Origin of the sequence: Prevotella sp. ICM33 (assembly GCF_000517825.1) — a bacterium.
GTDB classification, from domain to species: domain Bacteria; phylum Bacteroidota; class Bacteroidia; order Bacteroidales; family Bacteroidaceae; genus Prevotella; species Prevotella melaninogenica.
This window is the reverse complement of record NZ_JACD01000064.1, coordinates 1-22,103: the sequence shown is the minus strand read 5'-3', so window position 1 is coordinate 22,103 and position 22,103 is coordinate 1. Positions and strand designations below refer to the sequence as shown.

The following is a 22,103-nucleotide window of genomic DNA, read 5'->3' as shown; positions in this document are numbered from 1 at the left end:
GGAAAGAAAAATATATTAATTAAGAAAATTTCCCCACCTTTTTTCTACTGAGCCAAAACGAGGAGTGGAAAAGTTATTACATTTTAGACAAATCTCTTCTCCATTCTTTCCTTTTAGAGAGAGTGGAGAAGAGGTTTCTTTATTATTTTTGTAATAGTAAGGTTTGTGTCTGTCAAGTGTTCGGACGCTCCACATTTCCTTTGATGCTGCTTCAAGAAACTTTCCTTTCAGAATGTTGTCTTACCTTGTCAGGCTAAACTTTAGGCTTGCATTAAAGTTGCGTTTGGTAGTGCTGATATATATTCAAGTTATATTTTGCAATCGTGATTGCAAAATTGTAATCTCTTAGTTTACCTTGTCAGACTAAGTCTTAGGCTCACACCAAAGTCGTGGGTGGTTGTAGGGTAACTGCCTGATGAGAGGAGTGGGGTATTGATCTGTAAGTCGTAGTAGAGGCTGGCAGTAACCAAACGGCTCAAGGTGTAGTCGCTCAAGAAAGAGAACTTGAAAGCAGTATTACCACTTGAAGCTGCTGAGGTGAGCGAAGCAATGTCACGAGTAAGTGAGGCTTGCTGACGATAGCTCATGTCAAGACGTAGGTTGAGGTCACGGTTCAATCCGTTGTTCTGACGAGAAGAACTGTTGTCTTGCTGTGAGGAGTCTGATGTCTTTTTCTTCTTACCCTTTGCCACACGTCGTGTACCATTGTTGAAAAGATTGAAGTCGTTGATTCTATAACCAATACCGATAACCCAGTCTTTTGATGAGGCTTCATTCAACTGTACACTGGTCATCGAGAGTGATAATACACGTGTCTGGCGATACTCCAAGCGTGCAGTGAGGTTGTTCTGAAGAGTTACATCAACACCTAACAGAGGCGAGAAAGCCTCGTTGATACTCACCTGCGAGATGTTATACATCGAACTTGGGATAGGATTACCCGTAGTTGCATCAGTAATGAAACCGAGTCCGTTCATGTATTCCTGCCATGTGCTATAGCTCTGATAAGAACCGATAGCAAAGATACTGCGGTAAGCATGATTGATGTTAACACTCTTGAAGAACTGTTCAAAGAATGGCAAGCGTGAAAGACCGCTGTAACGGATAGACCAGTTAGGCAATAAACTGCGCAGAGAAGGGAAGATGTTGAGTCCGTTTCCACTCATGCTGGTGTACGCATTGAGGAAAGCAGGAACCATAACATCTGCACTATATTTATTAACAGAACCTACTGCAGGAGTGAAGTGTCCACCACCAAATGAAGCAGGGTAGGTCGCATTGTTATATTGTGCCTCAACACGGTCGCGATAACTGTCGAGTGACTGCACGAAACGATTAAACGTTGGACTATGATAGCCGTTGTTGGCATTGCCCTGACTTTCGAATGCAGTACCTAATGATAGGGTTGTCATGGTAAGTGAACCGCTCTGTGTTGTAGGCGTACCCGTGTACATATATTGGATGCTTCGTGAGGTAGTCTGCATACGACTGGCAGTAAGGTCAATCTTAAAGTCCTTGAATGGTTCAAGTGTCATACGAATCTGCAAGTCTTCTGTGCGGTTCGTTACAGCAGGTGTAGCCACACTGTCGTTCATAAGCAACCAATGGTTGTCACGTGCCTTACCAATGTAATCATCATCAATAAGACCGAAAGCGAAGTCAAGACCGGGCGATAAAGCACCTGTTCCACGTGTCTGTCCAAAGGCATCACCTACTGTTGGCATAAAGCCAGGCAGTGCCATTGCATATTGGTCACGATAAGAAATACTTGCCGAACGTACCATCATCAGTGCACGTGCCACACATTGTGCGGTCTTATACCATCCCTTATTATCGAGTGGCTCCTTGGGCGTTACAGTAAGTTTCATGCGGATAGCAGAGTCTGTACGATTAAAGACTTTCAACTGCGTATCACCTACCTTACGATATTTAATCTTGATAGCCTTTCCTCTTTCGTCTTTAGCAGAGACGATAAGGCGTTTTGTATTCTTACCATGTGAAACGAGGATAGCAGAATCGGCATTGATAACGATTTCTTTTTCAAAGCTCTTCTGGTTCTTTGGCAGTGCTTTCTTCTTGTCATCATCTTGACCTTTCTCCTTTTTTTCTTTTTCTTTCTTTTCCCTCTCAGCTTTCTTCTGTTCTGCTGTCAGCTTAGGACGAGTAGGGCGGGTGCGGTTGAAGCGTTCGTTAGTCTTCTTTAAGAAAGGAATATGATTATAGAGTCGTTCAAAGTTGAAACTACTATTGATGTTCAAAGCACGGTTACTTGTGATGGTATTACCGAGCGAAGTACCATTATCAAGACTCGTTCCACGTACCCAAGTGTAAGATGCAGTATAATTCGCATCAACATTTACCCAATCAAAGATAGGTAGCAGATTGAGTGGAAGCTGATAAGAAAGTGTGAAGTTCTGTTGGTAATCGAGTGGAGTACCGAAGTGTTTAATACTTGTCCATACTGAGTCTTTCCATGCCTGATAACGATCGGCATAGAGGTCTTTATTGATAGGTGTGTAAGGTTCTTCAATCTCAGCATGTGTCGCACTCTGGAAGTTCATATGGAGATTGCGTGTCAAGTCCCAACGTAGAGCAAAGTCACGGTTCCAAAGGAACTGCTCGCTGAAGGTAAGAGGCAACAGACTGTTCTCAGTTGATTCCATATCGCGCTCCTGCAACTCGTAGTAGTTGCGCACCATTTCAGTGTTGAAGGTTACGTTCTGTGGGAGCCAGTTTAGTCCGAAGCGTTTGAGAATTTCAAACCATTTCGACCTACTCTTGATAAGACGCTTGAAAGGTTCCCAAGACTTATATACTGGTGTCCAGTTATAGTTCAATGCACCACGCCAGTTGTCTTCATTCTCATAGACCGTTGTCTCACCTGATGTATGAGAATGAGAATGGCTATAAGAGAATGAGAAGTTGGCTGGGTCGTATGGCATAGGGTGGTTCTTTGTCTGAATACCAACACGTACATTAGACAAAGAGAAGTTCGTTGTCAGTCGTTTCGTAACGGCAATAGACTCGATGGAGTCACGCTCTTGACGATTTGCAGTACCATCAAGAGCATCCTTCAATTCCATATCCGTGTCGAGAGGGTTGTATTTAGGACGACTCTCGCTCTTGGTGATACTGTAATATAATGGTGCTGAGACTTTAGCCTTGTCAGGGAAGAATTTTCCTAACTCAAGGCTTGTGGTAACAGAAACATCCGTCTTAGACTCCTGCTGTCGCTCGTTAACACCCTGCTCCAAACCACCAAAGCCATCAGTGCTATGGCTGGCATTAACATCCACAGTACCGAAGTCAGACAGCTGTAGGTTGAGCTGACCTCTTGCTGCCCATCCACCTTCGTTGTTAAACTCTCGTAGACGTAGCTCATTCACCCATACCTCTCCACTCTTCTGACTGCTGGAAAGGTTGCGAACACCAATAATCATCGTCTTTACTTCACCAAGGGTTGGGTTACCCATCACCGTTACTTTGTTAGCAGGATGATCGGTGTCGTATACAGAGAAAGCACGGTTATAGCTTGCTGTTCCTGAACCACGTGCCTGATTACGTTGCTTCTTCACGGAGGTGAGGAGCTTCAATGGTATGTCGAGCATGTTCTCCTCTGGCCATACAATACGTCTATCCTGACCAGTGTACATGTCATAATGGCCTGGAGCTGACAGCTTCAAAGGAATTTCATACTCGTAGTAGTTGTTCTTATAGTCAGAACCCAAACGGATGAACACAGCCAACTGGTTATCCGTAAGATTGGTTGTATTCTGTTCAAAGGCGTTTGCATGTACGAACATCTGCAGACGCTTGTACTGACGAAGGTCAAGGGTTGTATTCTTATAGACAGCCTTTGACTCGCCTGTTCCAAGATTGTTTACAACCATAGAGAGTGCCTGCTCATTCTCCTCGACCAACTGTGGCTGGTTAGGGTCCTTTCCACGTTCAATGCCAGGAGGTATTACATAGTTTACAGGAGTCTTATCATTGTTTTCTTCAAGGCTCACAGCACTCACTGACATTGTACCCGAATTACTTGCAGAGTTGGTAAGGTTCTGTTGATACTGACGCCACTTACCACTTACAAGGTCGAAGGTGCCAAAGCGGAGTACGATAGGCTTTGCAAAACCAGTGAGGAACATACGCATAAAGCGGATGCTGGTAAAGTCACTGATATTACCCACACGCTTCTGGAACTCCTCTAAAGGAATACGGAACTGATACCATGTGACAGGTTCAGAACCACCCTTACGCAGTGAGGCTGAGGCTACACGCTTGTCAACAATGAAGTTCTGACCTACGACAAGGTCTTGTGGACGAATACTAATATGATACTGGTAGTATTTCTCGTATTCGTTCAATGTATAGTCTTGATTGATATCCTCAACATCTGGAGTTGTCTTGTATGAGGTGTCATAATGCTCGTTATTGTTATCATTGTCTGGTGAGTTACCCTGTGGGTTGTTGATACGCTTATATCGTTCAAGGATAGAAGCCTGCTTTGCATCCCAGTCAGAGCCACGGAAATAGTGGTAGTCATCATTGGCAGGGTCTGCCCATATCGAGTCGAAGACAGCCTGATTGGTATTAGCACGAGCTGCTGTAAGGAAGTTCTGATAAGAAGCAAACTGCTGTTCTTCCTCATCATTCAATCCATTAAAGCCGACATCTTGTTTCGCACGACTACCCTTTGAGGTTGCGAAGGCGTAAGTAATCGTACTTTGTGTTGGTATTTTACCCCATTGCGTGGTTGTCCATGAGTGACTACCATCTACAGGCATACCACTCTCGTAGAACTTCTTACCATCTTTCAGTACGTCTTCAGACACCTCTCCAAGGTTGATATAGAAGTCACCACCATACTGGTTTGCATTTGGTAGTCGGTTGGAGTAGATGAATGGGTCGAGCATCCAGAACTCTATATATTCGATGTTAGCAGTTTGGAAGTCGTTAGTATCCAACTTACGCATCATACCTCCCCATGTTCCAGTAGGATTCGTGAGGTGTCCGTTAACGTCAATATTCGGATTGAAGTTATACGGTCCACGCTCAGAAGGATAGTAAGCGAGGTTCAGAATATTCAATGTAGAGGTAGAACCACTGTAGTTTCGGTCCCGAATTGGGAACAATTCGGTAACTGGAATCTCACGTACATAGTGATTAGAGAGCTGTTCGAGGTCGCTCTTGATGTGTCCTGGAGTCAGCGAACTACTACGACGAGTGAAGAGTGGGTCGATAGTATACCATGCCAATAAGCTTCGGTTGAAGCCACTACGAAGGGTTGTTTTATCTGAATACTCAGGGAAGTCTGATGGTACACTGGAGATAATCCAAGAGGTAGGCTGACTTACGTCGATAGTTGTCTTTGCTCCCTCAAAGTCATCGAGATAAGAAGCATTGTCCTGTATTCCCTTGCTCTGGCCTGCTAACAACTGTGCGAACTCAGCAGAGAAAGTAATGTAAGAAGGCTGTGTTACGTGTAGGAATGGAATCTTATTGAGCATATTCGTAAGCCACTGACTCTCTTTCTTCCAGTTGATATTCAGTCCCCAAATGGTGTTGTTGAGTGGTTCAGAACCCATATTCACCTTTGTTGTCAACGGTTGTTCAGAGAGGTGCATGAAGGTACCACCAATCTGGAAGTCCTTTGAGAAGTCGTACTCCCAGTTTACACCAATCATCGTCTTACGCTCCTGTTGATAAGCACTCTGGCTTTCCAGCGATACATTGACAGCCGTACCTGCATCGATAATACTCTGATTAAGGATTGTCACCTCACCAGCACTGTAATCAACGCTATAGTCAGAACCCTCATTCAAGGTCACACCGCCCGCAGTTACTATTACCGAACCCTGTGGAACGTTATAGGCTCCAAGGGAGATAACATTTGCTGCTGAACCACGATACTGGCCAACGAGTATGAACTTATCTTTCTCGGCAATCTGCTTAGCAATAGTCTTCGTAGAGTCATAGAGTTGTTCGAAAACGTATTTATTCGCAATAGCTGTAGTAACACCCTTATCTGTCAATGCTTTGCGAAGTCCATTACCGAAAGGTTCAGCCATAGGGAAGAATACACGTCCGTTGCTGATGGTATAGCCTTCAACGTAATCAAAATAACCATTGGAATGTGGATTGTTATTGTTATCCAATCGGTCAGCATTGAGAAGTTTGATGAGCGTTTGGTTCTTTACTTGCGGTTCTGGAATGTATGACAGATAGACACCTGTCGTATCACTCTGATACTTCACGTCAAGGCGGAACTTATCGCGCTCAATGTTAGAAGCGAGATAATACACGTTTTTCATCATCAAGTCCCAGTTTCCTTGCTTAGGATTATTGCTGGTGTTCTTCAATGACTTGACGAAGAGAGCCTCATTGATATTGGTACGGTCGCTGGCAAACTCACCCACCTGATAGGTAACGCCACCATAGGTATATTCGTAGGCAATCGCCAATACTTGGTCGGTTTGTAGACCGCTTTTCAGTGAGATATAACCTAAGGCATTGTTAATCGTGTATTCAGAACTATTGAGCAGTCGGGCATTTGCCAACTTTTCGTAGTCGTTACCACCCACAAGACCTGCACCATCAAGAATACCCGTCACTTGGTCTATATTACGAGCAGCAGGGTAGGTCTGTGTAATAGTGGTGTATTCTGTATTGGCATTGTTTGTTGGTACGGGTCCGTTACCAGTCCCCCACAGGTCGGTACGGCTAATCTTCTTATTCTCACCAAGGTCGGTAAGTGCAACAATGTTTCGCGTGTTACTGGTTGTTCCAGTCTTATTCGTCACCCACACCTCCACACGATTAATTGTTACACCCGTCTTGAGGTTAGGCAATGACTTCATAGCCGCGTCATAGTTGTCGCGGAAATATTGTGAAAGGAAGAAGTGGTGATTCTCTTCATAGTCAGCAGCATCAATCTCAAACGGTGTGAACTGTTTGCCACCACGTGAACTAACGCTCTTATTAGAACTCTTCTTTTGTGATAATACGGTCTGTAACTTCAGTTTACCAAACTGCATATCGGTACGAATACCGAAGAGGGCAGATGCTCCTTGTACGAGAGAGTTGTTTGAAGGGAAGGTAACATTACCACCCTCAACGAGTTTGATAATCTCGTCTTCCTTTCCCTCATATCTTAGTTTGAAGTTCTGTGTATCAAAGTCGAAGGTAGCATCAGTGTTGTAGTTAAGGTTCATGTTCACCTTGTCACCCACCTTACCATTCACGTTGACATTGATTTTCTCATCAAAGTCCATTGCCGTTGTCTTACGATTACGGATAGGCAGTGATGGGTTATCAATGTTCTTGATGTTCGCACCGAACTTCAACTCAGCCGAACCCTGTGTCTTGATACGTACACCACCAGGACCGAATATCTTTTCAGCAGGACCCAATGAGAAGTGCATATCAGTAAAGTCGAACTTATCCTTACCCTTCTCCCTAAGTATCTCTTGGTTCTTTGAACGGTAGTAATCAGTAAAGCTACGCTTCTCCGTCCACTTCCGATACTCCTCAGGCGTCATCATGATTGGAGCCATCACGTAGGTCTTACCAATCTTATAACCAATGATATAGCGGTCGAGCGAATCATTATACTCCACAGTCTGTCGCATATTCTCTGGTCGGATAAGGTCGGTAGAGTTCTCCTTGAGGTCGTCGTATGTAATCGGGGTTGTGCGCTGCACCTTCCAACGAGGGTGTAGCAAAGAGTCAGGAATAGTCTCCTCATCGATCTCCACTTCAATAGGCTTCGCTTTCTTAACCGTATCTGGTGGTGCCACCCTATAAACCAGTTTCGCAATTGGTGCAAAACCAAGTGCCGAGCGTCCCCAACTCAACAGTCCGATACTGCCGAGAAGTGTGATAATAAGGATGGATATGTAATACTTTCTTTTCAAGAAGATAAGTGGTTCTATACCTCCCCAAGCCCCTCCAAAGGAGGGGATATGTTGGAGTAGGTGGATAGTTCTAACCAATGGTAAGCCTTAACATACAGCAAGATGCAGTTGTAGGCGGTAATCACTCTCCCCTCTCTTTTGGAGAGGGGTCGGGGGTGAGGTTTTACTTAATCATCTTCAACGCCAACTTAACAACCTGCTCCACTGGTAGGTCTGGCTGTTCAGCGAGGATGCTTACAACAACCTTTGCAGATGGGGCAGGAGAGAAGCCTAACATCGTCAATGCACTGGCGGCTTCGTCCTTGATAGCAGCGTTGACAGCTGGTGTATTAGGCTGACTGCTTACATGTAACTCGTCTGCAATACCGCTCTGCATAATCTTGTCCTTCAAGTCAACGATGATACGTTGTGCTGTACGGAGTCCGATTCCCTTCACCGTCTTCAACATCTTCTCGTCACCATTGGCAATGACATTGCAAAGTTCTGCAGGTGTTAGTGATGAGAGAATCATACGAGCGGTATTAGCACCGACCCCCGAAACGGTAATCAATAGTCGATAGAGCGAACGTTCCTGCTTATTGGCAAAGCCATAGAGCGTATAGTTATCGTCGCGTCCACCTGTCATAATAGCCTCGTGCACATAGAGTTTCACAGCTGTCTTACCCTGTATGGCACTATAAGTATTGAGCGAAATGTTCAGTGCATAACCCACACCATGTGCCTCGACAACAGCCAAAGCAGGTGTCAGGTCAGCCAATTCGCCCCTGATGTATTCAATCATAATCTAATAAAAATAATCCTTACCGTGGTAAGGGGTTTTGTATATACAGAATTAATAACGTAACAAATAAAAGTTTATTGCGTATGATGTATAAAAAGCAGCCTCACCCCCGACCCCTCTCCGAAAGGAGAGGGGAGTAAAATGTACTATATGCTTGCCGATTGCTTGCGAGAGGCGTTATTCAAGTTGCTTAATATGTTGTGTAATAGTCTAAGAATGAGTTGAATTGTATGAATATAAAAGATAAGAAAGTGTTAAATACGTAAATAGCAGGTAACAAAGCTGATAACTCGTATTTTTGCCACTTGTAGGCTGATTACAAGGGGTATCTTAGTGTTTACTCCCCTCTCCTTTCGGAGAGGGGTCGGGGGTGAGGCTTCTACATAATTATGTTAAAACCCTTTTTGTGTTATACTTTCTTTAAATAAAACGTTACTTTTGCAGGAGATAACGAGAACTAAACTGTTAAAGGTAAAGAATATGAAAAAGATTAGAGCAGCCGTCGTAGGCTATGGTAACATTGGTGTTTACAGTGTTCAGGCACTTGAAGCAGCAAAGGATTTTGAGATTGCAGGTATCGTTCGCCGTCAGGGTGACAAGGATAAACCATTGGAACTGACCCCATACGAGGTTGTTGATGATATAACAAAGTTGAAAGATGTTGATGTGGCTATCCTCGCAGCACCAACTCGTAGCTGTCCAGAATATGCTGAGAAGATTTCTGCATTGGGTATCAATACTGTAGATTCTTTTGATATTCACGGTTCAATCCTTGACTATCGTACTAAGCAAATGGAGAACAATAAGCGCACCAATACCGTTAGTGTTATTGCTGCTGGTTGGGATCCAGGATCTGATTCAGTTGTTCGTATCTTGTTAGAGAGCCTCGCACCAGAAGGTCTTTCTTATACTAACTTTGGTCCAGGTCGTTCAATGGGTCACTCTGTAGTGGCTCGTAGCAAGAAGGGCGTTAAGGAAGCTTTGTCAATGACTATTCCTCTCGGTGAGGGAATTCATCGCCGTATGGTTTATGTTGAGTTAGAAGAGGGTGCCAACCTTGAGGATGTAACAAAAGAACTTAAGGCTGATGACTACTTTGCACACGACGAGTTACACGTATTTGCAGTACCAAGCGTTGCTGCTTTAAACGATGTTGGTCATGGCGTTCACATGACTCGTAAGGGTGTGAGTGGTAAGACCCACAACCAGCACTTCTCTTTCGATATGTCTATCAATAACCCTGCGCTCACAGCACAGGTACTTGTTAACGTGGCACGTGCAAGTATGCGCCTTGCTCCGGGTTGCTATACAATGCCTGAGATTCCAGTCATTGATATGCTCCCAGGTAACCGCGAGGATATTATTGCAACTTTGGTTTAAGGCTATTAGTCTTATTAGCCTTATTAGCCCAATTAGGCTAATAAGCCCAATACCCCCCTTAATAATGGCAACCACTTGTTGGTTGCCATTATCTTTTTATGTAATATATTGACGTACAAAGGCTTTTTTTTGTACTTTTGCAATTAATATGAGAACTTTCCAACATAAAGTGACGATAAATGACATGGGAGCCATCGTGGTTTTTGCCCTTGCAGCCTTCTTCTGTCTTTGGCATCGTACGAATAGTCTGATGGTTGTATTAGGCTTCCTGCTTATCGTTGTGACGATAAGAGCCGTTGATCGTGCCATCCATACTAAATATGTATTGACCGATGATGGTGTTCTGTTGGTGAAGACAGGAAGAGTTGGACTGACAAAGCGTGTTTTGCTCAGTGATGTGAAGACTATTGAGAAACGGCCGTTTGCCTTTCGTCTCGGTTATTATGCATTGTTAGAGATGATGAATGGCAGTGTTGTCAGTGTACAGCCTGATAATGTTGATAACTTTTTATCAGCACTGAAAAAACGAATAGAAAAGAAAGATAACGAAGTATGAAATTAAAATACTTATCGGCACTAATCTTCGGTGTCGTATTGAGTCTGCCTGTACAAGCGCAGGTATATTTAGATAGTACGGAGGTTGCGAATATACTTCATCCGAAAACAGTTACAGCTGTTCAACCTAAGGTGATTGCTACAGCTAATGATGTTAGCGAGGAAGAGGAAGATACCGATAGTATCATCCCTGCTTTTACCACGGATAGCCATCTTAGTTGGAAGGAGAATATCACTGCCCGATTGGATGGTATACTCCGAAGTCCGCTTTTAGAGACCGTACAAACAAGTGTGATGGTATGGGATTTGACGGATGATGTACCTGTCTATCAGTTCCGTGAACGTCTTCACATGCGCCCTGCTTCTACGATGAAGTGTGTTACTGCTATTGCAACATTGGATAAACTTGGGGCTGATTATGACTTTAAGACAAACCTTTACTATACGGGTGTGATTGACGACTCTACGCAAGTATTGCGTGGCGACCTCTATTGTGTTGGTGGTATGGACCCAATGCTCTCTTCTTTGGATTTGACAGAGATGGCACGTGCCGTACGTGACTTAGGTATCAAGACGATAGAAGGCAGTGTCTATGCCGACCTCTCTTTTAAGGATCGTGACCGTTTGGGCGAGGGTTGGTGTTGGGATGATAAGAATCCTACGCTCTCTCCTTTGCTCGTTGATGGTAAGGACGAATTCACCTATCGTTTCTTCCGTAAGTTAGAAGATATGGGTGTGACGCTGAATGGTTCTACTGGCGAACGTCAGCTACCAACTGATGCACAGTTGCTAACGACACGTACACATTCTATTCGTCAGGTTCTCCATCGTATGATGAAGGTGAGCGACAACCTCTATGCTGAATCTATGTTCTATCAGTTGGCTGCTAATGGTGGCACACGATGGGCAGGTGCAAAGACCGCACGTCAGTATGAGAACGCACTCTTCAGCCGTATCGGACTGAATCCTCGTGATTATAATGTTGCTGATGGTTCTGGCTTGTCTCTGTATAACTATGTAAGTACCGAACTTGAAACAAAACTCTTGCGCTATGCTTATCAGCGTTCAGATATCTATGGTGCCTATCTTGAAGCACAGCCGATAGCTGGCGTAGACGGAACTTTGAAGAGGCGTATGCGTGGTACGGCAGCAGCTGGCAACGTACGTGCAAAGACTGGTACGGTGAAGGGTGTCAGTTCACTTGCGGGTTATCTCACTGCTTCCAATGGTCATCTGCTCTGTTTCTCTATTATTAATAATGGTGGACTCAGCAATGGACCAATGCGCAATTTCCAAAACAAGATTTGTGTTGCATTGTGCCAATAAGGCTTATTAGCCCAATTAGCCTTATTAGCCCAATTAGCCTAATAAGCCCAATAACCCTTTAAAAAGAAAAGGAATTATGATACCAAAACTTCCCCATAATCTCCTTGAAGATGTCCTTGAAGAGATAAGAATCTTCGTCGAGAATATCATTGAGTCAGTCGGTGTACATGGTCATACCGTTCCTGTATTGCGTCATGTCTTATTGACATTAGTAGCAATCTTGTTGGCTTTCATTGCCGAACGAATCTGTAAATACTTATTCGTTCCCCTTGTTCTTCGTCTGGTAAAGCGTACGCAAGCTCGATGGGACGATGTAGTCCTTGACCATCAAGTGCTGCGCACAGCCTGCCACATTGTCCCTGCCTTGGTGATATGGCAGTTGATGCCGCTTGTCTTCTATCAGTACCATGTCGTACAGGTGGCTTTGACACGAATAACTGCAGTCTATCTTACCATAGCAACGACGCGACTTGTGACGAAACTCATCGACCGCCTGCGCTATCTCAACACGAAACCCGGTGATTCGACGAGCCTTTATCTTAAGTCTTTCTGTGGCGTATTGAAGATTCTTGCTATCTTTATTGCTGTGATTGTGGTGGTTGGAATCCTTATTAATCGTAGTCCGATGACGTTGTTGGCTGGCTTAGGAGCAACCTCTGCCATTCTTATGTTAGTCTTTAAGGACACGATTGATGGTCTTGTTGCTGGTGTCCGACTGACGAGTAACGAGATGATACATATTGGTGACCATATTACTCTACCTGGCGGCTTCGTGGATGGAACGGTCATTGATATCACACTCACAACTGTAAAGATTCGTCAATCAGATAATACGATTACCACTGTACCGCCTCTTACATTAGTTAGTGGAATGTTCCAAAACTGGAAAGGATTGGAAGATGTAGAGGGACAAAGGGTCAAGAAGATGATTTATTTTGATGTTCGCAGCATTCGTATTGCTGACGATGGACTCAAACAACAGCTAATTGATAAGGGACTTGCTAAGGCGGACGACCTAAAGGGTGAGGTTGTGACGACTGCTCTCTTCCGTCGTTACATGGAGCATTACCTTGCCAAGCGTGAGGATGTCAATGCGAAGATGCCTCTCCTCGTACGTCAATTGGAGGCAACACAGGCGGGTATCCCTATGGAACTTTACTTCTTCCTACGTCAGAAAGACTGGATTCCTTACGAGCATGCCATGGCTGACATCCTCGAACATGTCTACGCCTATGCCAACGAGTTCGGCTTGAAGGTCTATGCACAAGCCCCTGTGCAGTAAAAGAGTTGGTAGAGGAGTTTCATTTAAACCCTCAATACAATATGTGCGGAGCATCAACACGACATGTGCGGAGGCTCCGCACATATCGTGCGAAGGCTTAGTTTTATTCTTTAAGTTGCTTGGCTAATCCCCAAAGAAGTTTGAATACAAGCAGAGGAGTTGGGTCATAATTTATGTGTTTGTAGCTACCTTGTTATGCTGAGGGCAGAAGTTATCTAACAATTGTAGCTTGATAAGACAATTCCGTATCATTAAAACAATAGTAAATCTACCGTCTTGTTAGCCTAACTGACAAACCGTCGTTTGTCCTCTGATTTGTCTTTGGGGGAAAGGAACAGGTGATGAGTCATAGGATATAATTCCTTAATAAAAGCAGTTTCTTTATCGTTTGCAGACTTATATTCCTTTTCATTATTGCTGACTTCTTTTCTAAAGCGGTTGGTGTTTAAATCTATTTTGTATATATTTACATTGTTAGCTTCTGCACTTTCTTCGTCATAAGTCAGCATAACAGTCCATATCTTGCGTTGGTTAATATTGATGTAATATATCTGTTCATAACAAGAAAGTGTATTGGCATTATTGTAATATTCATAGCACAGAATTGAATCAGAAACCAAGTTGTTTACAGAAAGCAGGGCATAGGCTCTTATATGTTCTTCCGTACTACTCTTTTTCTTATAAATTTTGAGTGATAGCTGATGTGTCTTATCTAATTTCAAAACCGAACCCGATTCTTTGGAAAGTGAACTGTAGTAATCTGTTGTCAGTTTTTCAAGTATACACCCTTCCTTTCCCGTTGCACAAGAGGTGTTTACTTGATTGGAAAAAGCACTATTAGCGACAATACTATCACCAAGTAAAAATACATTATTAGAAGATTTAACGATTAAATTCTGACAAGGTTGAGACAGAACTTTCTGCTTACAAGAAATTAATAAAAGTATTAAAATAGACAGAGTGACAATCTTTACAACAGCCTCATTAAAACCAGAATGCAAATGAGAATTATGCAATGTTCCTTTTCTTTCTTGGATTGCATCACTAAATACCTTTTTATTTCTACCTGTTATTTGTTTATTGAAACCGAATTTTTTCATTGCTGTAATAAATAATTGTTCATCTTTATCGTTTAAGTAAACTGTATTATTAAAAACAATGGTGAAGCTGTCGCCTCGTTTGTCCGAACAATAAGATAATCGGATTTAAAGAGCAAGGAAACATATCAGTATAATGCCAATATCTAATACTAAAATAGTTGCATATACTATTCGCAAGAAAGCAGATGATGTATTTTTATATTCATGTTTTAGCAGCAGCCAAGAAAGCACAAACAAGACTATACTTACCAAATAATACAATAAATATTGAATGAAAGATGGATGATAGATTTCTGTATCTCCTCTTTCAATAGACTCCTCTACATCAAACCATACTCCCTGTATAATGCCCAAAGCTGCAAGGATAATAACTGGACTTATTATTGACAGGATTTTTAGTAGGATGCTTTTCATTATTGTTATTTTATATTTTGGGGTGTAAGTCACCTAATGAGCAGTCCGAAACATTGGTTGAGTAGCTTAACATCATAGCTATGTCCGTTAAGTGTTAGTAGTGCGATTGTAGGCATAGAGTTCTATTTTTAGTTCTTTGCAAATATAATGTTTTCTTACAGAAATACAAAGAAATGGAGATACAATTTAGGGTTTCAGATATTTGGGATGATAATGATTCGCCTAAGCTTAGGTCTCTGACGAGATGTCACACGGAGAAAAGGAGAGTACGGAGGATTATTAAAACAACGTAATGGAAGTTACGGAGGCACCGTCGGTGTGTGGAGTAATGGAGATAGTTTGCCAATTCCATTAGCACTTTATACATAAAGCGTTTACCCCAACAGAGTTATCAGGAATCTGTACGCTACGCCTCCGTCGCTCTATGTGCCATCGGCACCTCCGTGTTATTGCCTTTACCTCCGTCCTCTCCGTAACTCTGTGTGCCTTATTATGTAAGCTTTTTAGTTTGTCATTTCATATTTCGGAAGAACAACAATTTGTGTGATAAGTCCTTTCTATCCAAAGGCTACATACTCTTTTGTTTTTTCTTTTATGTCAACCAATCCATATCTCTGCTTTCTTTTGGCAAAGACTAAAGTTCAAAATTCAAAGTTTCCAAGTGAAAGAATTGGAAAATAATTTGTACATTTGTAGTCGTCTTGCTTGGTAGAGGGCAAGCACAATCTATAATCCGTAAACTGATAACGATGATAACTGGCGAGATAAAAACCAAGATTGACCAGATATGGGACACCTTCCACGTCTCTGGTATCACCAATCCTATTACTGTTTTAGAGCAAATGACCTATATCTTCTTTATGAAGATGCTTGACGACAAGCAGCTACAAGAGGAAGATATGGCACGCGACTTTGATACCGAAGTAAAGAATCCTACCTTCCTTGTTGGACAGAACTGGTTTAATCCTGTTACCAAACAGAACGTGCCCTACGTGAGTATGCGCTGGTCGGTGTTCCGCCATACGGGTCCTGAAAATATGTTCCAGATGGTTCGTCAGAATGTCTTTGAGTTTATCAAAACCATCGGAACAGGTGAGGAGAGTGCTTACAGTAGGTATATGCAGTCGGCTACCTTCCTTATCTCTGATGCTCGTATACTGACGAAGGTGGTCGATGGGGTCGATGCACTCGACATGAACAACCGTGATGCGATGGGCGATGTCTATGAGTATATCCTTGGTAAGATGGCTGCTTCGGGAACGAACGGACAGTTTCGCACACCTCGCCACATCATTCGTATGATTGTAGACATGATGCAGCCGACGCCTAACGACTTTATCTGCGACCCTGCAATGGGTAGTGCGGGCTTCTTGGTGGAGGCAGTGAAGTATATCAAGGAGCATCACGAGCGGGCACTCTATACGGCAGAATCGGTGAAGCATATCAAGTCTTCGCTTGTCAATGGCTACGATACCGACCCTACGATGCTGCGTATCGGAGCAATGAACCTCCTCTTGCATGACATCACAGCACCTGAATTGGCACGTCGCGACTCGCTTTCCGAGCAGAACAATGACGAGTCTTGTTACACACTCATCCTTGCTAATCCACCCTTTGCGGGCAGTCTTGACAAGGGAAATGTAAACAAGAAGATTCTTGCCTACGCTGACACGAAGAAGACAGAGCTACTCTTTCTTGCCCAGTTCGTACGTTCGTTAGAGGTGGGTGGACGTTGTGCAAGCATCGTTCCAGACGGTGTTCTCTTCGGAACGTCTAAGGCACACATCGCAATGCGTAAGGAACTTGTCGACAATCAGCAGTTGGTGGCTGTCGTCTCTATGCCGAGCGGTGTCTTCAAACCCTACGCTGGAGTTAGCACGGCAGTACTTGTTTTCACGAAGACCAACAGTGGCGGAACGGATAAGGTGTGGTTCTATGATATGCAGGCTGACGGCTTTTCGCTCGACGATAAGCGTTCGCCAATAGCTGAGAATGACATCCCTGATGTTGTCAACCGCTTCCACAATCTTGCTGACGAAGCTAATCACAGCCGCAAGGAACAGAGTTTTATGGTGCCTGTTGCCGAGATTCGTGCGAATGATTATGACCTCTCCATTAACAAGTATAAGGAGGTAGAACGTGAGAAAGTAACCTACGAACCTGTCCGTGACATCCTTTCTCGTCTAAAAGCGAATGAGACAGCTTATCTAAGTGGCTATAATGCACTCATGGAAATGTTGGAGGAGGGAGTGAATGAATAATCAACAGACTTTTACAATGGTATATTCTCTTGGTTGCGAGAGGGTAGGCAAGGGGATTGCTATGCAGAGTTTTGGACGGAATCAAGCTTGTATAATACAGCAAAGAGTGAAGGAGAACAATGTATGAGAGAAGGATGGGAGTATAAGAGATTAGGTGAACTCTGTGATATTGTTATGGGACAGTCGCCTATGGGGAACTCTATAAATGAAAATAATGGCATTGAGTTTCATCAAGGGAAAACAAACTTTGGAGATAAGTTCCTTATGGAATCTGGTATATATACAACCTCTCCTATAAGGATAGCTGAGAAGAAAACAATACTTTTGTGTGTGCGTGCTCCTGTAGGTATTATAAATATTACAGAACGTCAAGTCTGTATTGGTCGTGGACTTTCTTCTTTGAAGCCAAGATTGGGATTAGAATTGTTATATCTTTATTATTGTTTACTTTCAAAGCATAATTATTTTGAAAGTCATTCTACTGGTTCAACATTTAAAGCAATTTCTTCTAAAGTTATTAACAATACAATCATACAATTCCCTCCTAAGCCCACCCAGCTATCCATTGTCTCCGAACTTGATAAGCTAAACGAACTGATACGGATTAAGAAAGAGCAGCTAAAAGACTATGACGCACTTGCACAAAGCATCTTCTATGAGATGTTTGGGGACCCTGTGGAGAATGAGAAAGGGTGGGAAGTGAAGAAGTTAGGAGAGTTATGTTCTAAGATAGGTTCTGGTGCAACACCAAGAGGCGGTAATGAATCATATAAAGATGAAGGAATATCTTTAATACGTAGCCTTAATGTTTATAATAATGAATTTAGGAGAAAAGACCTTGCTTATATTGATGACGAACAAGCTGCCGCACTCTCAAATGTAACTCTTTTAGAGAATGATGTGCTTTTGAATATTACTGGAGCATCTGTTGCAAGGTGTTGTATAGTTCCTTCTGATTTATTACCTGCCAGAGTAAACCAGCATGTCTGTATTATTCGACCTCTTGATAATGTGTTAGTTACTATCTTTTTAAACAAGGTACTCACCAATATCAGTTATCAAATACGCTTATTGGCATTGGCAAGGAGTAAAGGTGCAACACGAGAAGCACTACCTAAAAGTGTTGTTGATTCATTGTTAGTACCTCTTCCCCCTCTCCCCCTCCAGCACTTTTTTGCGCAAAAGATAGAGCAGATAGAGCAACAGAAAGCTGCTATTCAAAAGACAATTACCGACTTAGAAACACTACTTGCTGCACGAATGCAATACTGGTTTGACTAAGCAAGCAATCAGAATACTTGAAACATAAAGACGAAGAAAGACGACATGGCTAAAAACTTTGATTACATACGATTGGTAGCAGACGAAATACCCAGCTTTAAGAGCTTGCATAACTATTGCAGGTTGGCTGAAGAACAACAACCTATCTACCCTGATGCGTCTGCCAACAACGCTCGTAAAGCCCTTGAGTGGCTGATGAAGAACATGCTGAAGATAAAAGGCGTGACCGTTGACGAGCGGATGACACTCAACGATATGTTACGTCTGCCAGAGACAGATGCCTTTATCAACCACGATTATAGGTTCTCGGACGACATCTATTTAGTAAAGAAGATAGGTAATGCAGCCAGCCATGATGGTGCCGAACCTGTTAATCGTGTGAAGGCTTTCCGTTGTCTTCGTGCGCTTTATAATGTCGTAGCGGGTTTTATGGGTCGTTGGGATGCCGTGAAGAATATCCCACCCTTCGATGCAACAACAATCTCTGCACCGACTACAACAGTTGCCTTCATCACGAGTCCAGAACCAAAGGTAGAGATGGAGGTGGTCAACAGCGTACAGAAAGAGTCACTTGACGACCCACAACCAGTGGTGATACCTCGTGAAAGTCTTGCCAGTGAGGCAATAACAAGGAAGTATATCATCGATGATATGCTCATGGAAGCAGGCTGGGACCTCTTAGAGGAGAAGGGAAAGGTGCAGGGCGGAAAGGCTTGTATAGAGGTGGAAGTGGACGGAATGCCCACTGCTTCGGGGAAAGGTTATGCCGACTATGTTCTCTTTAGCCGTGGCGGAAAGCCCTTAGCTGTCATTGAAGCCAAGGCAACTAACCATGCCGTAACAGAAGGACGACACCAAGCAACGCTTTATGCTGACTGCTTAGAGAAGCGATATGGCGTGCGCCCTGTCATCTATTATACCAATGGATTTACGACAAAAGTCATTGACGGAATGGGCTATCCAGACCGTGACGTGATTTCCTTTCACTCTATGGACGACCTCGAAAGGCTGATACAGAAGCGCGGAAGGGCAGAGATAAAGGATGTGACGATAAAAGCTGAAATCACGGACCGCCCTTATCAGCAGACCGCCATCAAGCGTATTGTGGAGTGGTTTAATGCCAAGCATCGCCGTGGACTGCTCGTCTTAGCAACAGGAACAGGCAAGACACGTGTGAGTATCTCGCTCTGCGACATCCTTATGCGTAATGATTGGGTGAAGACAGTGCTATTCCTTGCTGACCGCACAGCCTTAGTCGGTCAGGCACATAGTGCATACGAAGCCTTGTTGCCAAGCGTTTCTATGTCGGTATTGAGCGAAGAAAAGGCACCTGATATGCAGGCACGCATCCTCTTCTCTACCTATCAGACGATGATAAACTATCTCGACAGAGAAGACAAGGCGTTTAGTGTTGGTCGCTTCGACCTTATCATCATCGATGAAGCCCATCGAAGTGTCTTTGGTAGATATGGTGCTATCTTCAGCTATTTCGACTCACTACTCATTGGCTTGACAGCCACACCACGTGACGAGATAGACCGCAATACCTACGACCTTCTACAGTTAGATAACGGTATGCCTAACTACAGTTACGACATTGAAGAGGCTGTCAGGGATGGCTATCTCTGTCCTTATAAGACACTGCAGTATCACTCTAAGATTATGGAACGTGGTGCCAAATGGGACGAGATGTCGAAGGAGGACCGTGAAGAAGCCGAAAGACTAATGGACTATGAGAAGTCTTTAGCAGGCTTAGGACCCGACGATGAATATCATCGTGACATCCTCCCGCAAGAGATTTTCAAGTATCTTTTTAACATAGATACCGTTGACAAGGTATTGATGGAGTTGATGGAAAAAGGACTAAAGGTGAAGAGTGGGGAGGAGATAGGTAAGACTATCATCTTTGCCATGAATCATCATCATGCAGAACTCATCGTTGAACGCTTCCGCACGCTCTATCCAGAGAAAGACCCCAACTACTGTCAGCTGATTGATAACTATGTCAATAAGGCGCATAGTCTTATACTTGACTTCGAACAGATGGATAAGTACCCGCAGATTGCTGTCAGTGTCGATATGCTTGACACAGGTGTTGATGTGCCATCGGTGCTTAACCTCGTCTTCTTCAAGTGTGTGAAGTCGAAGATTAAGTTTATGCAGATGATAGGACGTGGCACTCGTCTTTGTCCGAAGGTGTTTGGTGATGCAGACAAGAAAGAGTTCTATATCTTCGATTGGTGTAATAACTTCGAGTATTTCTCAGTACATAGTGATGGCGCAAACCCTGTCGCTGTGAAGTCGTTGACAGAACGACTCTATGCGTTGAGGCTTGATATCGCTGCTGCACTACAGTCGGCAGAACATCAAGAGAAGGAAGATGACCGTCGACTGCATGATGAGTTGAAGGATATCCTACATGCACAGGTGGACAGTCTGAGTCTGTCGCGTATAGATGTCAGAGCACATCTGCAGACTATCGAACCCTATCGTGACCGTGAGGCATGGGTTTGTCTGAGTGATTTAGCCGTTGCCGAACTGAAGGGAATAGGCCATCTGCTGCCCCGTCCAAAGGAGAATGAGGCTGCAAAGAAGTTCGATGTATTGATGCTTTATTTGCAGTTAGAGGCGGTAGACAGTACGGTGAAGGCTGATAACAGTCGTGCGAGTGTTATTAAGATTGCGCAACTGTTAGAGAAGAAAGCCACGATCCCTGCCGTGAGAGAGCGGATGGAAACGATTAAGGAGGTACAGACTGCCGTCTTCTGGGACCATTGTACGCTGAATAGTCTTGAACGAGTGAGGAAGGAACTACGTGAGTTGGTGCATGTGTTAGCCGAGAGTAGGGACGAGAGAAGATTTGTTATCAACATCGAAGATGCAATCAGTTCGGATGCTGTGGCTGCTCCTGTCACGCTGAAGGCTACCTATCACGACCGTGTGATAGACTATTTGGCAAAGCATACGGACAATGAAGTGCTAAAGAAGATACAGAACTTTGAGCAGCTGACGACGGATGATGTCAACGAGTTGCAACGTATCTTCTGGGAAGAATTAGGTACACGTACGGAGTTTGATGAGGCTACGAATGGAAAGAAATATAACCATAATGTGGCTGCGTTTATCCGTGTCATACAGGGTGTCGACCGTCAGAAAGCGTTAGCCCTCTATACCCGCTTTATCAAAGACGGCAACCTGACAGGTGAGCAAGAACAGTATCTGAAAGAGATACTGAACTATCTCAGCGAGAATGGTGACCTACTGATAAGCGACTTCATGGAATATCCTTTGAATAAGAATAGATGGCGAGAGGTTTTTGGCGAGTATTTTGTGGGTCTAAAAGACTTTGTGAATGAGTTGCATAAGGTCATCAGTTAGGAGGTTCTACCTTCTCGGCATGGGTCGACAAGATGCTTCTCTGTCAGTCAGCAGAGCTGGGTCGTCAGTCCGTTTCTGTCCTCGTACGATAGTGTTCCATCCTGTCATTGTGAATTATTTTCATGAAGAAAAATATTTATTTACGTGAAAAAAAAGATTTATTTACGTGAGAAGAAATATTTATTTTCATGAAAATAATTCGAGAGTAGATGTTTATCAGCTGTTTGCATAGTAAGATTTATGGTCAGAATCACCACATATCGCCTACCACTCCCCCCCTCACCCTCATTAACTATCCCTCATCACCCAACATTTAACACCCCTCACCCCAATCCCCTTGTCCAATCAAAAATAGAAACTAATTAAATAAAGAAAAATATTGCTGTCCGGTAAAACTTAAATAACATATAAATCCTTGCGGAATTGTCTTTA

The 22,103-nt window shown here is 43.4% G+C and carries 10 protein-coding genes; 7 read left to right on the top strand and 3 right to left on the bottom strand.

The window, feature by feature from the left end:
* Nucleotides 1-350 precede the first annotated feature (350 nt).
* Entirely contained in the window at nucleotides 351-7,913 is a 7,563-nt protein-coding gene (gene sprA, locus HMPREF1505_RS07665; protein ID WP_036924297.1) for a cell surface protein SprA, read from the bottom strand.
* Between the two features lie 163 nt (nucleotides 7,914-8,076).
* Nucleotides 8,077-8,694 (bottom strand): Holliday junction branch migration protein RuvA, encoded by a 618-nt coding sequence (gene ruvA, locus HMPREF1505_RS07660; protein ID WP_036924289.1) that lies wholly within the window; start codon nucleotides 8,692-8,694, stop codon nucleotides 8,077-8,079.
* Between the two features lie 480 nt (nucleotides 8,695-9,174).
* Between ruvA and HMPREF1505_RS07655 the strand changes: the two genes are divergently transcribed.
* From HMPREF1505_RS07655 to HMPREF1505_RS07640, 4 genes are all read left to right on the top strand, one after another.
* Nucleotides 9,175-10,074 (top strand): diaminopimelate dehydrogenase, encoded by a 900-nt coding sequence (locus HMPREF1505_RS07655; RefSeq protein ID WP_013264716.1) that lies wholly within the window; start codon nucleotides 9,175-9,177, stop codon nucleotides 10,072-10,074.
* A 148-nt stretch (nucleotides 10,075-10,222) separates the two neighbouring features.
* Nucleotides 10,223-10,630 carry a hypothetical protein gene (locus HMPREF1505_RS07650; RefSeq protein ID WP_036924286.1) on the top strand — a complete coding sequence of 136 codons (408 nt, stop codon included), beginning with the start codon at nucleotides 10,223-10,225 and terminating at the stop codon, nucleotides 10,628-10,630.
* Entirely contained in the window at nucleotides 10,627-11,955 is a 1,329-nt protein-coding gene (gene dacB, locus HMPREF1505_RS07645; protein ID WP_036924283.1) for a D-alanyl-D-alanine carboxypeptidase/D-alanyl-D-alanine-endopeptidase, read from the top strand. The genes HMPREF1505_RS07650 and dacB overlap by 4 nt, the downstream gene beginning before the upstream one ends.
* A 76-nt stretch (nucleotides 11,956-12,031) precedes the next feature.
* Nucleotides 12,032-13,237: a mechanosensitive ion channel family protein gene (locus HMPREF1505_RS07640; protein WP_197017509.1), complete on the top strand. Its 1,206-nt coding sequence runs from the start codon at nucleotides 12,032-12,034 to the stop codon at nucleotides 13,235-13,237.
* A 284-nt stretch (nucleotides 13,238-13,521) separates the two neighbouring features.
* On the opposite strand, the gene HMPREF1505_RS13525 is transcribed toward HMPREF1505_RS07640, so the two are convergent.
* Nucleotides 13,522-14,337, bottom strand: a complete 816-nt coding sequence (locus tag HMPREF1505_RS13525) for a hypothetical protein (protein WP_231480373.1) — start codon at nucleotides 14,335-14,337, stop codon at nucleotides 13,522-13,524.
* Between the two features lie 1,163 nt (nucleotides 14,338-15,500).
* Between HMPREF1505_RS13525 and HMPREF1505_RS07625 the strand changes: the two genes are divergently transcribed.
* The 3 genes from HMPREF1505_RS07625 (at nucleotide 15,501) to HMPREF1505_RS07615 (ending at nucleotide 21,671) form a co-directional block, all read left to right on the top strand.
* Nucleotides 15,501-17,012 (top strand): N-6 DNA methylase, encoded by a 1,512-nt coding sequence (locus HMPREF1505_RS07625; protein ID WP_036924273.1) that lies wholly within the window; start codon nucleotides 15,501-15,503, stop codon nucleotides 17,010-17,012.
* A gap of 123 nt (nucleotides 17,013-17,135) precedes the next feature.
* On the top strand, nucleotides 17,136-18,293 hold the full coding sequence (locus HMPREF1505_RS12945; RefSeq protein WP_081722943.1) for a restriction endonuclease subunit S: 1,158 nt from the start codon (nucleotides 17,136-17,138) through the stop codon (nucleotides 18,291-18,293).
* Between the two features lie 45 nt (nucleotides 18,294-18,338).
* The gene (locus HMPREF1505_RS07615) at nucleotides 18,339-21,671 is read left to right on the top strand and encodes a DEAD/DEAH box helicase family protein (RefSeq protein WP_036924270.1); all 3,333 of its coding nucleotides are present in this window, start codon (nucleotides 18,339-18,341) and stop codon (nucleotides 21,669-21,671) included.
* Nucleotides 21,672-22,103 lie beyond the last annotated feature (432 nt).

Coding starts and splice junctions, on each gene's coding strand:
- HMPREF1505_RS07640 (WP_197017509.1), top strand. CDS start 12,032: ATGATACCAAAACTTCCCCATAATCTCCTTGAAGATGTCCTTGAAGAG.
- dacB (WP_036924283.1), top strand. CDS start 10,627: ATGAAATTAAAATACTTATCGGCACTAATCTTCGGTGTCGTATTGAGT.
- HMPREF1505_RS07655 (WP_013264716.1), top strand. CDS start 9,175: ATGAAAAAGATTAGAGCAGCCGTCGTAGGCTATGGTAACATTGGTGTT.
- HMPREF1505_RS12945 (WP_081722943.1), top strand. CDS start 17,136: ATGAGAGAAGGATGGGAGTATAAGAGATTAGGTGAACTCTGTGATATT.
- HMPREF1505_RS13525 (WP_231480373.1), bottom strand. CDS start 14,337: ATGAAAAAATTCGGTTTCAATAAACAAATAACAGGTAGAAATAAAAAG.
- HMPREF1505_RS07625 (WP_036924273.1), top strand. CDS start 15,501: ATGATAACTGGCGAGATAAAAACCAAGATTGACCAGATATGGGACACC.
- HMPREF1505_RS07650 (WP_036924286.1), top strand. CDS start 10,223: ATGAGAACTTTCCAACATAAAGTGACGATAAATGACATGGGAGCCATC.
- ruvA (WP_036924289.1), bottom strand. CDS start 8,694: ATGATTGAATACATCAGGGGCGAATTGGCTGACCTGACACCTGCTTTG.
- HMPREF1505_RS07615 (WP_036924270.1), top strand. CDS start 18,339: ATGGCTAAAAACTTTGATTACATACGATTGGTAGCAGACGAAATACCC.